The sequence below is a fragment of the Lactiplantibacillus xiangfangensis genome (genome assembly GCF_001438845.1).
GTDB classification, from domain to species: domain Bacteria; phylum Bacillota; class Bacilli; order Lactobacillales; family Lactobacillaceae; genus Lactiplantibacillus; species Lactiplantibacillus xiangfangensis.
Map to the genome: position 1 here is coordinate 1 of NZ_JQCL01000023.1, position 11,491 is coordinate 11,491.

General features: G+C 47.1%; 11 protein-coding genes. 4 read left to right on the top strand and 7 right to left on the bottom strand.

All coding sequences use genetic code 11. From position 1 onward, the window contains the following. Positions 1–173: 173 nt before the first annotated feature. From IV64_RS02390 to IV64_RS02405, 4 genes are all read right to left on the bottom strand, one after another. The gene (locus IV64_RS02390; protein ID WP_057705575.1) at positions 174–1,511 is read right to left on the bottom strand and encodes an FAD-dependent oxidoreductase; all 1,338 of its coding nucleotides are present in this window, start codon (positions 1,509–1,511) and stop codon (positions 174–176) included. Between the two features lie 298 nt (positions 1,512–1,809). Further along, positions 1,810–2,286: a GNAT family N-acetyltransferase gene (locus IV64_RS02395; protein ID WP_057705576.1), complete on the bottom strand. Its 477-nt coding sequence runs from the start codon at positions 2,284–2,286 to the stop codon at positions 1,810–1,812. 81 nt (positions 2,287–2,367) lie between these two features. Beyond that, the gene (locus IV64_RS02400) at positions 2,368–4,284 is read right to left on the bottom strand and encodes a M13 family metallopeptidase (RefSeq protein ID WP_057705577.1); all 1,917 of its coding nucleotides are present in this window, start codon (positions 4,282–4,284) and stop codon (positions 2,368–2,370) included. A gap of 151 nt (positions 4,285–4,435) precedes the next feature. Continuing rightward, the gene (locus IV64_RS02405) at positions 4,436–5,101 is read right to left on the bottom strand and encodes a Crp/Fnr family transcriptional regulator (RefSeq protein WP_057705578.1); all 666 of its coding nucleotides are present in this window, start codon (positions 5,099–5,101) and stop codon (positions 4,436–4,438) included. 552 nt (positions 5,102–5,653) lie between these two features. Here IV64_RS02405 and IV64_RS02410 point away from each other — a divergent pair. The 3 genes from IV64_RS02410 to IV64_RS02420 all read left to right on the top strand — a co-directional run bounded on the left by IV64_RS02410 (position 5,654) and on the right by IV64_RS02420 (position 6,760). Continuing rightward, positions 5,654–5,872 carry a heavy-metal-associated domain-containing protein gene (locus IV64_RS02410; protein ID WP_057705579.1) on the top strand — a complete coding sequence of 73 codons (219 nt, stop codon included), beginning with the start codon at positions 5,654–5,656 and terminating at the stop codon, positions 5,870–5,872. Positions 5,873–5,882: 10 nt separating this feature from the next. Continuing rightward, a complete protein-coding gene (locus tag IV64_RS02415; protein WP_057705580.1) occupies positions 5,883–6,437 on the top strand; it encodes a ferritin-like domain-containing protein in 555 nt (184 codons plus the stop codon). Positions 6,438–6,562: 125 nt separating this feature from the next. Next, positions 6,563–6,760, top strand: coding sequence for a hypothetical protein (locus IV64_RS02420; RefSeq protein ID WP_057705581.1), 198 nt, complete (start codon positions 6,563–6,565; stop codon positions 6,758–6,760). A gap of 508 nt (positions 6,761–7,268) precedes the next feature. Here IV64_RS02420 and IV64_RS02425 read toward each other — a convergent pair. From IV64_RS02425 to IV64_RS02435, 3 genes are all read right to left on the bottom strand, one after another. After that, positions 7,269–7,541, bottom strand: coding sequence for a metal-sensitive transcriptional regulator (locus IV64_RS02425; RefSeq protein ID WP_057705582.1), 273 nt, complete (start codon positions 7,539–7,541; stop codon positions 7,269–7,271). A gap of 13 nt (positions 7,542–7,554) precedes the next feature. Continuing rightward, positions 7,555–7,875: a thioredoxin family protein gene (locus tag IV64_RS02430; RefSeq protein ID WP_057705583.1), complete on the bottom strand. Its 321-nt coding sequence runs from the start codon at positions 7,873–7,875 to the stop codon at positions 7,555–7,557. Between the two features lie 462 nt (positions 7,876–8,337). Further along, positions 8,338–10,242, bottom strand: a complete 1,905-nt coding sequence (locus IV64_RS02435) for a heavy metal translocating P-type ATPase (protein ID WP_057705584.1) — start codon at positions 10,240–10,242, stop codon at positions 8,338–8,340. A gap of 123 nt (positions 10,243–10,365) precedes the next feature. Here IV64_RS02435 and IV64_RS02440 point away from each other — a divergent pair, with 123 nt between their 5' ends. After that, positions 10,366–11,340, top strand: coding sequence for an SGNH/GDSL hydrolase family protein (locus IV64_RS02440; RefSeq protein WP_057705585.1), 975 nt, complete (start codon positions 10,366–10,368; stop codon positions 11,338–11,340). Positions 11,341–11,491 lie beyond the last annotated feature (151 nt).

An 11,491-nucleotide genomic window follows, 5' to 3' on the forward strand; every position in this document is an offset into this window, starting at 1 on the left:
TTGCCTAAACAATTTTAATTATTTGATTGTCTACTTGACACGGAGCCGCGCCTTTTCTGATTGGCTTTTTGAATTTTGCCCCTAACTCTTTTGTTACTGTTATGGCACGAAACGTGCTTTAAAAGAAGCCACGTTAATGTTCATAAACTAACCGCTTTATGGAACAGACATGTTTAGTCAGCTTGCGCAATTGCTGCTTGACCAAGCAGGTTGAGGTAGTTGAATGGCCGGTCAAAAGTTGGTTGGAAGAACATGTCAACAAACCCTAAGTCGTCAATGGTGTTGTGATTTTGAATCATGACGGAAATCGTGTTGGCAGACTGAGAAACGTCGTGTTCGCTCATGAATTGTGCGCCAAGAATTTCACGGGTCTCAGGATTGTAAACCAACTTCATGAGGACTGGTTTGGTTGTTGGCATGAACTCTGGCCGGTAGTTATCCTCTAAGGTCACGGCAACGGCCGGGACGTTTTCAGCTTGCGCGTGTTCAACGGTCATCCCTGAAGAAACGATAGTTTTACCAAAGAGCATCAAGCCGGAAGTTGCTTGGGTTCCCATGTATTTCCGGGTTGGTTTGAAGATGTTCAAGCCAACGAGGGTCCCTTGACGAACGGCGTTAGTTGCTAATGGAATGTAGGCATCACGTTTCGTTGGGTTGTAGTGAACGGCTACTGAATCACCAGCGCCATAAATGTCAGGGTCAGAAGTTTGCATGTAATCGTTGGTCTTGATGGAGCCGTTAGCGTTCATGTCGACCTTGCCCTTGAGTAGGCCGGTGTTTGGTCGGAAGCCAACGCACATGATGGCCATGTCGGCGGTGTAGCTACCTTGGTCAGTCTTCACAGTTACTTCGGAACCATTGTCGCTAAACCCTTGCACCATTTGACCAAGGGCGAGTTGAATGCCGTGGTCGGTGAAGTCTTGTTCAACGCGGTCGGTAAATTCGGCGTCCAAATACTTATTTAAAATCCGTGGTAGGCCGTCGATTAAGGTCACTTGTTTGCCTTGTTGTTGGTAAGCTTCAACTAATTCGGTTCCAATATAGCCACCGCCGATAACGATGACCCGTTTAGCCGGTTTAGCAGCTTCCCAGAGTTTTTGAGCGTGATCCCAGTTTTTGCAAAGGTAAACGTTAGGGCTGTCGATACCATCGATTGGTGGAATGACAGGCCATGAACCCGTAGTCATGACTAACTTATCGTAGTGATCGGTTTTAACGGTTCCACTTTCAAGGTCCGTTACCGTTAGTTGATGATTTTCGGTGTCGATGTCAGTGACGTCGTGTTGCATGTGAACGGTGGCACCGAGTTCCGCTAATTGTTCAGGGCTGGAATAGAAGAGACCTTGAGGATCTGCGACTTGGCCACCCAAGAAGAGGGCAATCCCACAAGAGAGAAATGAGACGTTGTCGTTCCGTTCGTAAACGGTAACCTCAGTGGAAGGGTCCGTGGCTAAAATTTGTTTAATGGCAGCGGTGCCGGCGTGGGTACAACCAATAACGATAACTTTCATGAAAAACAGCTCCTTATAATGTGTTAGTTTTCACAATAATGATTGTGTATAATGATTTAGACAACAATTTTATTGTACTAGATTAAAAAGAAAACGCAACCAATTATAGTTAAAAAGCTTAACTTTTTCGGCAATCAACCGATAATTAAGTGCTGATATTAAGGCCTTATCGGGATTCTTGCTAGCTAAGTCGGAGTATTTACGGGAGTGATTGTTTAGAATTTATAAATTAATACGAAATTGATAACGACAAATAAAAGCTCTCACAAGTTTGATTTGTGGGAGCTTAAAAATAATCTTATTTTTGATAGCGATAGGTTCGGGTAGTCGTTAGCTGAAAGCCGAGATCAGTTAAAATCTGTTCGCATTGGTGATCGGGCTGTTCTAAATGAACGGTGAGCGTCGTTAGCTTTAATTCAGCTAAACCAAACGTGACCAGCCGCTGGTAAAGTTCGTGGAGAACGTGGTCCTGAGCGTTGTCAGGTGTAACGGTCACGCTAATCGTGGCTTCTTTATTAGCGAGGTCGATGGGATCAAACCCGGCCTGCCCGACAAAGTGACCATTGATGCGGTCGGTCACGCCCCAGACCAGTTTTTGATCGCGGAAAATCTCCCGCATGGTTTGGTTAATTTTGGTGGCCGTAGCCGGCATTGTGATGGGCTGGTCCGCCATCTCTTCGTACAAGTGAAAAACGTCGATGGCCCGGGCTTTAGTCAGCCAATCGAACGCGTAGTGCTCCGTCAAAATTGGATGATACTTTTCAAATTGCGACATATAAGGCTCCTTTTACCATAATAAAATTAAATAAAAGCCCGGGAACCTTCCCAGGCTTTTAAAGTTGTTAAAAGTTAGTGATTACCAGATTTTGACCCGTTTCTCAGGTGCGAGGTACATCGGATCATCTGGTTGGATATCAAAGGTTGTGTAGAAATCGTCCAAGTTCTTTGGTTGAACGTTAGCCCGTAACTTAGCGGGTGCGTGCACGTCGATGGATAGCAACAACTGCATGTACTGCTTAGTGGCTTTCATGCGCCAAACCATGGCCCAATTAGTAAAGAAGGCACTGAGGTCAACGTCGTCTTCACCCTTAGCAGCTTCTTCAGCACAGCTAAGCCCGCCGGCATCGGCAATGTTTTCGGAAACGGTCAAAGTCCCATTTACCTTGGCACCGGCAAATTCGAGGCCGTCAAATTCACTGATCATAGATTTGGCGAGTTCCTTGAAGTGCGCAGAGTCTTCGGCCGTCCACCAATTGTGGAGGTTCCCGAATTCATCAAACAATGCCCCGTTATTATCGAAGGCGTGTGAGATTTCATGGGCAATTACGGCACCAATCCCACCGTAGTTAGCGCTGGAAGACTGTTCTAGGCTATAGAACGGTGCTTGCAGGATAGCAGCGGGGAAGACGATGATGTTCATGAACGGGTGGTAATAAGCGTTAACGGTGTCCGCACTCATTTCCCAACGCGTCCGGTCCGTTGCTTGGCCCCACTTACTGAACATTTCTTTACGCGCAATGCGACTGAAGTTCAAGATGTTACTCAAGACACTGCCGCCTTCTTCAGCGGTGTGCGTCTTGAATTTTGTGAAGACTGGTTCCAATTTGTCAGGGTAACCGACTTGAATCCCGAGGTTGTTCAGTTTTGTGACCGCCTTTTCACGGGTGGCTGCGCTCAACCAAGTGTTGGCTTGCAACCGGCGTTTATAAACGGCAATCATCTTTTCGACCATGTGGTGAACGTCAGCTTTAGCGGCTTCACCAAAGTATTTGTGGCCGTAATATAGTCCGACAACTTGATCAAACGTCCCGGCAGCTAAGTAGTAGGCGCTCTTGGCCTGGCTCCGAGCTTCCTTTTGACCAGATAAAGTCCGTGAATAAGTGGTCCCAAGGGTCCGAATATCATCGCTCAAGTAACCGCTCATACGCTGGACCAACTTAGTCTTCATCCAGCTCTTCATCAAGTCGAAGTTTTCAGGGTTGACGACTTCGTTAAAGTGGTCGAAGTAGGCTGGTTCTGGCAAGATGACGATTTTAGGATTTCCGTTGATCACGGAGTAGGTAATGGCTGCTAAATCCAAGTAGCGACTGTCGTTGGCAAAGTCTGAGAAGTCGCGCGGATTATACATTTTACTGTAATCAGCGGCTTCTTCAGCACTTTTAACCCACGGCACGATCAACCGGTCGAACTTCAAAGCATCGTCGACGGTTGCTTGGGCGGTATCAGCATCGTAGCCCATTTTTTGGAACAGCGTGGTCATCATTTTAGCGTAGACGGCGAGCAACTTCGGTCCGTTCTGGTTTCCTTCGTCGTAGTAAGTCTTGTCAGGAAGAATCGTCCCTGGCGCTTGTGCGAAGAGGGCGTTGACCTTGGTGTTTTTCATGTCAGCGTCGACGTCCAAGCTAAACGGTAATGGCAAACCGTCGTAAATCCAGTCAGGCATGCGCGTCTGTAAATCAGCTAAGTCACTTAAACTGTCGATTTGCTTTAAGCATGGCTGTAGCGGTTTAGCGCCGGCAGCGTCACGCTGCTTAAAATCTTTAGTCAATTGATAAAATTTGATGAACTCGGCTAACTGGGGATCGTTCGGTTGAACATCGCCCGCGGCCATCGCATCAAAGTCATGCATTAACGTTTTTTCAATGGCGTCGACTAAATCCATGAAACCACCCGTTGACGCGTGGTCGTCCGGAATTTCAGCGGTCTGCATCCATTCACCATTGACGGCGTCGTACAGGTCCTGTTTTACTGCTGCTTGATTAACGGTTGCCATTAAATCCACTCCTTAATAATATTTATAATACTGGTTTAATTATACCTTAGATTACGTGAAGTGGCGGGTTGTGCGTTCGCCGAATTATGATGATTGGTCAAAAAAAAGCCTCGTTAAACGGTTGGCGTTTGACGGGGCTAAACTGAGTCAACTATTCGGCAAGCAATAGTTGGTCAGCGTCGTTAATTTGAATTGTTTTACCGGCCTTCTGGGTGATCAGCCCCTGTTGTTCAAACCGGGTCAGTTTCCTACTGATTGTTTCGGGGGTTGTGCCTAAGAAGGTAGCTAAGTCTTTCTTCTTTAGTGGTAGTTTAAAGGTATCGGTTTTCAGTGATGCCGCGGTTTCCGTTAAGTAGTTCGCGAGGCGGGCTTCGACGGATTCCGTCGCCGTACTGGTTGTTTGGCGTTCAAGCTTAGTCAGCCGTTTTCCGAAGACGTTTAAAACGTTAATGCTGATACTTGGGTACTTTTGCATCAGTTCCTGAAAGTCTTCGCGGCGAATGCTGCAGATGTCGGTCGGCACCAAGGCTTCGCCAAATGAAGTGCGGCGCTGGTTCTCAAAGAGTGCGGCCTCACCGTCAATATCGCCGGACTGTAATAAGTAAAGTAACTGTTCACGGCCATTTGCGGCCAGTTGATAGACCTTAACTTGACCCGCTGAAACGATCATCAATTGATCGAGGGGATCATCCGCGTTAAAAATCGTTTCACCAGTTTGGTAGTGGTGGTGGCGAACAATGGACTCGATCGTATCGAGTTGGTCAGTTGCTAATTCTTGAAAAATGGGAACGAGTTGAACACATTCATGGACTGCCATGGTAAAAACCTCCTTAATAAAGCCACCTATAGAATAGCAGATTTATTGTTAAATTTATGGAATCAGGGGCTGAAAGATAAATATTGCAGTTACCGCCTCCGGTTGTCACTGATAGCATGCAATCGTGGGACCGGTTTAAGCCTGAGGAGCGGTCTTAAACCTCGCCAGGGCCAGCTGCCAAAAGCGCAACTGTCCCGGACCGTCCGTGGTGTAAGGTCGGCAAAAAAGCACCGACCCAACACCACCAGCACGATTGATACTATCAGTGACAGCCTCCAGCGTTAGATGACAACTGTAAAGTTGAACTTAGCGGAGTCGGGCAGAATTGGTATGCTGTGGCTTCAGACCATACTCTGGCTGAGGCTATCCCCATAGCATACCAGTTCTGACAGACGAAGCAGTTAAGAAATCGAAGGCTAATTAAATGATCAACCTTCAACAAAATATAGTTTAACCGAAAAACTTTATTGGTTTCTTGACGGCGGTCAATTTTTTATCGGCAATTTCTCGTTAAGATAGGGTCATCAAATGAAATCACGGAGGTTGATATTTATGAAAATCATTATGCAATTAGGAACTTTAACTTGCCCGTCATGCATGACTAAAATCGAAAAGGCCGTTGCAAACCACGACGGTGTTGAAAACGTCAAAGTCTTATTCAATGCTAGCAAGGTCAAAGCAAACTTTGACCCGGATGTCACCAACGCCGATGACTTAACTCAGGTCGTTACGGGTTTAGGCTACGAAGTTGAAAACGTTAAGGTAAAATAGGAGGAACCCCATGAGTGAATTAACCATTGAAGACCAATACGCAGCAGAATTAAAACAAAGTGACATTGACCATCACACTCCAACGGCTGGTGCGATGACGAATCACATTTTATCAAACTTAATGGTGGCTTACGTCAAATTAAGCCAAGCCAAGTGGTACGTGAAGGGTGCACAATCATTTGATTTACGCGCCGAATACCAACGCTTACTTGACTTAAACGTTCGGCAGTTTGCAGAACTTGGGGACTTACTATTGGATGAAAATCAAAAACCATCCTCAACGACGGCGGAATTGGTCAAGTATTCCATGTTGGAAGAAAACGGCGCTTTTAAGTATCAAGATGCCGCAACGACTGTGGCAGCAGTCATTAAGGACTTTGATACCGAAAACCTCTTTGTTGACCGGGCAATCAAATTGGCCCAAAAAGAGGAACGTCCAGCATTGGCCGCTTGGTTAACGAATTACCGTGGTAGCAATAACCGCAACATTCGTGAACTACAAGCATACTTAGGCAATGATGCCCGGACTGGTTTGGATGAAGAAGACGAGGATGACGATGATTAAATTCTAGTCAGTTAAAGACCACGGACGACTGGTGCTGTGTGGGCATATTAGTTACCCGTGGTCTTTTGTGTTTCTAAGAGGCGTGCGCTATACTAACGACAACTAATAAAAGGGGGACCAAGTGTATGTCAATCAGCACCATTATTATGTGGACGCTTGTGTTCATTATTGCGACCGGATTCGTGACGGTTATTTCAACGGCAGTCCTCTTACGGCGAATGAAGAAGCATCCCCAAGATCCCACGGATGCCCCTAAGGATGACGATTGGAAACAAGATGACTGGAACCATGATGATTGGAAAAAGGGCGACTGGAAAGATTAATCAGTTGGATACCCTGATAGGTATAAAAAACGAGGTGGTGACTTTTGTCACGGCCTCGTTTTTTTCATACATTAACAATGTTTAGCCAAAGGTTGAAAAATCTAAAACTGATATTAACACTGTAACAGTAACGATGATAGTCATTCCCAAATTATCCGCTTCGTCGGGTAGCCTTGGTGTGCTATGGGGGACGGTCGCAGCCACACTGCGGTCTGCGACCTCGATTCAAAGCCGACAGCCCGCGTCTTTGAATCGCCCCGCAAAATTGGCAGATAAGAAACACCTGCCAATCTTGCCGACATAGCACACCAAGGCTACCCGACTGCGCTCAAAACAGACTTACTATTGTGATTTGGATAATCGGAAGTCGTGAAGGTGGCCTAAGACCGCCCTTTGGCTTCCCCCGGTCCCACGACCGTATGTCATCAGTGGCAAACGGGCTAATTTACAAGTGATTAATTTGTATTAGTCTAAACACTGATCAATCCTTAAATTTAACTTTATTTAGTTATTTAGTTTTTAGAAGTAGATCCAATGAGTGTTCGAATTTCTGAACGTCCATTTGATCTGAGCCGTCAACACAATTGATAATGTTGCGCGCAATCACTAGCTTCATTGCCTTGTCGATGCTAGACTTGACTGCCGAAAGTTGGACTAAAACGTCGTCACACGGCCGGTTATCATCCATCATGCGTAACACACCGTCCAGTTGCCCAGCAGACCGTTTTAAACGGGACTTAATCTGTTTACTTGTAACGTAACCTTCATCGGTAGTCGTCATTAAAGTAGCCTCCTTAATTGAGGGCCTTTTTAAGCTCGGCTTCAAAATCGGGTTTTGGCCGTGCACCAACCATGTGGCTGACAACTTTACCGTCCTTCTTGATTAAGAACGTTGGAATCCCTTGAACTTGGAACTGGGTTGCGATTTCCTTGTCATTATCGACGTTCAATGAAACGAAGTTAACCTGGTCCTTGTAGTTGTCGTCTTCTGAGAGGGACTTCAAGATTGGGTCCATCATGCGACATGGTGGGCACCAATCGGCCCGAAAGTCGACAACGGCGATCCCAGTATCAGTTTCTTTTGCAAAGTCTTGATCATGAATTTCTTTAATCATTATGATTCCTCCAATGTAAGTCGGTTATTTCAATAAAACTAATATACCCCCCTAGGTATACTTAAGCCACTAAAAAGTTCTTGGCGGATGTGATTAGTCGCTTCGTCGGGTTGCCTTGGTGTGCTATGGGGGGACAGTCCCAGCCAAAGTACGGTCTGCGACCTCGCTTTAAAGCCGACAGCCCACGTCTTTAAAGCGCCTCGCAAGATTGGCGCAAAATTTGCCCGCCAATCTTGCCGACATAGCACACTGACTTTGACCGACTCCGCTAAAATTAGTTTTGATGGTGTTATTGTGGCAGTAACTTATCAGCGCCAACCGGATAAACTAATTAGGCTTATTTTATTAGTCCAATCATTGATCTAACGATGGCTAATTCTTTAGTTAAAACCAACAAAATCCCCCTCGTCAGTGAGCTAAGACTCAATGACGAGGGGGATTTTGGTTAGTGTGAAGTTTTAATTAAGCCGTTGCTGGCTGGGACTTCATGGCGGGTTGGCGCTTGTCGAACTTAGTTTGGAAATTGATCAGGCGCATCGCGTTGAAGATAACGACGAGGATGCTGGCTTCGTGGACGAACATCCCACTGGCCATGTAGATGTAGCCAAAGATCAATCCGATTAGTAGGAAGACAACCGTTGCGATGGCGATGAAGATGTTTTCGCGGGTGTTTAAGACGGTCTTCTTAGCTAAACCGTGCGCGTGGACGAGTGCTGGGAAGCTTGATTGCATCAAGACCACGTCGGAGGTGTCGATGGCAACGTCAGTCCCGCTACCCATAGCGATCCCGATATCAGCGTTGGCAATCGATGGGCTATCGTTGATCCCGTCACCGATAAAGGCAACCGTGTTACCGTCCGCTTTGAGCTTTTTAACGTATTCAACCTTTTCTTCTGGCAGTAAGTTAGCGTGAACTTCGTCTAAGTTAAGTTCCTTAGCGACGGATTCGGCGGTTAACTGGTTGTCGCCGGTTAACATCACGGTCCGTTTGATTCCTTGCGCCTTCAGTGCGGCGAGTGAGTCCTTAACTTCGGGCCGAATCGTGTCCGCGATTCCAAATATTAATTGAACTTGGCCGTCGACCGCCATAATCACGGTTGATTGACCAGCAGATTGTAAGGCGTTAAGGTCATGTGCTTGCTTAGGTGTTAAACCGATGTCATGTGCGGTCATCATCTTTTGGTTCCCGATGACGATTGATTGGCCGTTAACTTTGGCGCAGATTCCTTGGCCCTTAACGGTTTCGGTATCGTCTAAAGTCGGTGCGGTATGCGTTGTTTGTTTTTCAGCGTAAGTAATGATGGCTTGACCAAGGGGATGATCCGAAACGCCTTCGATGGCGGCGGCTAACCCCAACTGGTCCGCGACGTGGTCGGTATAGGTGTTCATGGTCGTCACGGCAGTGTTGCCTTCCGTTAACGTTCCCGTTTTATCGAAAACTAAGGTATCAACTTTGGCGAACGTATCGATTACTTCGCCACCCTTGATAAGGATTCCACGTTTGGCACCGTTCCCGATACCAGCCACGTTGGAAACGGGCGCGCCGATGACCAGGGCACCAGGGCATCCGAGGACGAGGACCGTAATGGCTAAGCGGAAGTCACGGGAGAAAACGAAGACTAGGGCCGCTAAAACTAAGACGGCGGGGGTATAATATTGTGCAAAGCGGTCGATGAATTTTTCAGCTTTAGACTTGGTGTCTTGGGCTTCTTCGACTAATTCAATAATTTTAGCAAACGTCGTGTCGTCACCAACTTGGGTGGCCTTGATTTTAAGGTAACCATTTTCGACCATGGTGCCGGAATAGACGTTATCATGAAGTTGTTTGTTGATCTGACGGGCTTCACCAGTAATGGAAGCTTCGTTCAAGTAGCCGCTACCTTCAACGACTTCGCCGTCAACGGGTACTTGGCTCCCAGTTTTGACTAAGACAACGTCGCCTTCGTCAACATCGTCAACGTCGACTTCTTCGGTTCCACTGTCAGTGACTAACGTTGCGGTCGTTGGTGACATGTCGGTCAAACCTTTGATGGCGGTCCGGGTCTTTTGTAATGTTTTACTTTCAAGGTATGATCCGAACAAGAAGAGGAACGTAACGATGGCGGATTCGTTAAACTCACCGATGACGAAGGCCCCAATGACGGCGATGGTCACGAGCAGTTCAATACTGAAGACCTTATTGCGAAGGGCGCTGAAAGCCCGGACGGCAATTGGCACGGCCGCAATGACGGAAGCAACGGCTAAGGTAACGGTGTAGCCGGGTGTAAAGTTCAAGAGGTACTTACTTAGCATGCCGAGGACAATGAGGACGCCGGTTGCTAAAGTAATTTGATTCGTATGTTTGGTTAGAAAGATTTGGAATTTCATAATTAGATGCGCTCCTTAATTGATTTGATGGCTCTAGTATATGAAGAATTCCTTGATAACAAATTGATGGGGGTCAAGTTTGGCCTTTTTATTGAAAAATTAGCATTTTGAGGAGGAATTTAAATGAAGTATCAAGTTGTGACGGCCAATAATTCGTTGATGCCGGCCTATTTTCAGGGTCGGTGGGCGGAAAAAATCGTTGCTGGTCAACCTGTTATGTACAGCACGAATTTAGGGGCGGAGTTTGATTTTCGAGTCAGTTCAGCGAGCTGGGTTCGTTTGAAACTCTTACCCTGCGCCGTTGAGATGCCGAGTTGGATTGCGATTCAAATTGATGGGTTACCGTTTCAACGCCAAGCCATGACAGCGGATGCCATCCAATTAACGATGGACCAACGACCGCACGTCATTCGGGTTGTGATGAGCGGAAATACCGACGAAGACCCAGTGTGGACCGGCGATGGCGGTTTTGCCGTTCAGCGTTTGACTAGCGACGGGCAACTTCAACCTGTACAACTCGGTAACCGTAGCATTACCTTTATTGGGGATTCCATAACGGCCGGGTGTTGGGTCGCTGGCCAGAAGCCCGCTGAAGATTATCGTGGGGAAGCGAACTACGCAGCCGTTGCTAGTGACCGTCTGGGAGCGCGTAACGTACGGATTGCTTACAGTGCGGCGGGGTTAAGCAAGCCAGGAACCGGGGGCGTGCCCCCGTTAGTCGACGTTTTAACGCAGTTGGATGCCACAACGCCGTGGACGCCCATTGCGACGGACTTAGTTGTGATCAACGTTGGGACCAACGACGGCCGCGAATCAGCGGAGGCGTACTTAGCCCTTTTCAGTCGATTCTTAAAACGGGTTCAAACCCTTTATCCGGACAGTCAAATTGCGGTGATGATTCCGTTTAGTCAGCGCTTTGACCAGATTATCCGCAAGGCGGTGGCGCAGTTTAGCACGGTTGAGTTAATTGAAACGGCGGCGTGGCAGCCGGGCTTGACCGATCACGTTCACTTGAATTTGGCGGGGTCACAAGTCGCGGGGCAAGCGTTAGCGCAAGTCTTACAACAACGTTATCCCCAATTGTTTTTAGAAGGATAGAGAGTGGTCCAAAAGGCGGTTAGTTTGCGGGTTAAGCGGAACAGACTGCCTTTTGGACCACGTTTCGACCATAATAATAGGGAAAGCCAACCAGAAATTTTGGCTCTAGAATATTGGGTGTTGATGGATTTCCATCAACACCCAATTTTTG

What these genes read in the sequence shown, in the direction of transcription:
- IV64_RS02430 (WP_057705583.1), bottom strand. Translation starts at nt 7,875, where the DNA reads ATGATTAAAGAAATTCATGATCAAGACTTTGCAAAAGAAACTGATACT.
- IV64_RS02410 (WP_057705579.1), top strand. Translation starts at nt 5,654, where the DNA reads ATGAAAATCATTATGCAATTAGGAACTTTAACTTGCCCGTCATGCATG.
- IV64_RS02405 (WP_057705578.1), bottom strand. Translation starts at nt 5,101, where the DNA reads ATGGCAGTCCATGAATGTGTTCAACTCGTTCCCATTTTTCAAGAATTA.
- IV64_RS02425 (WP_057705582.1), bottom strand. Translation starts at nt 7,541, where the DNA reads ATGACGACTACCGATGAAGGTTACGTTACAAGTAAACAGATTAAGTCC.
- IV64_RS02390 (WP_057705575.1), bottom strand. Translation starts at nt 1,511, where the DNA reads ATGAAAGTTATCGTTATTGGTTGTACCCACGCCGGCACCGCTGCCATT.
- IV64_RS02440 (WP_057705585.1), top strand. Translation starts at nt 10,366, where the DNA reads ATGAAGTATCAAGTTGTGACGGCCAATAATTCGTTGATGCCGGCCTAT.
- IV64_RS02420 (WP_057705581.1), top strand. Translation starts at nt 6,563, where the DNA reads ATGTCAATCAGCACCATTATTATGTGGACGCTTGTGTTCATTATTGCG.
- IV64_RS02415 (WP_057705580.1), top strand. Translation starts at nt 5,883, where the DNA reads ATGAGTGAATTAACCATTGAAGACCAATACGCAGCAGAATTAAAACAA.
- IV64_RS02395 (WP_057705576.1), bottom strand. Translation starts at nt 2,286, where the DNA reads ATGTCGCAATTTGAAAAGTATCATCCAATTTTGACGGAGCACTACGCG.
- IV64_RS02400 (WP_057705577.1), bottom strand. Translation starts at nt 4,284, where the DNA reads ATGGCAACCGTTAATCAAGCAGCAGTAAAACAGGACCTGTACGACGCC.
- IV64_RS02435 (WP_057705584.1), bottom strand. Translation starts at nt 10,242, where the DNA reads ATGAAATTCCAAATCTTTCTAACCAAACATACGAATCAAATTACTTTA.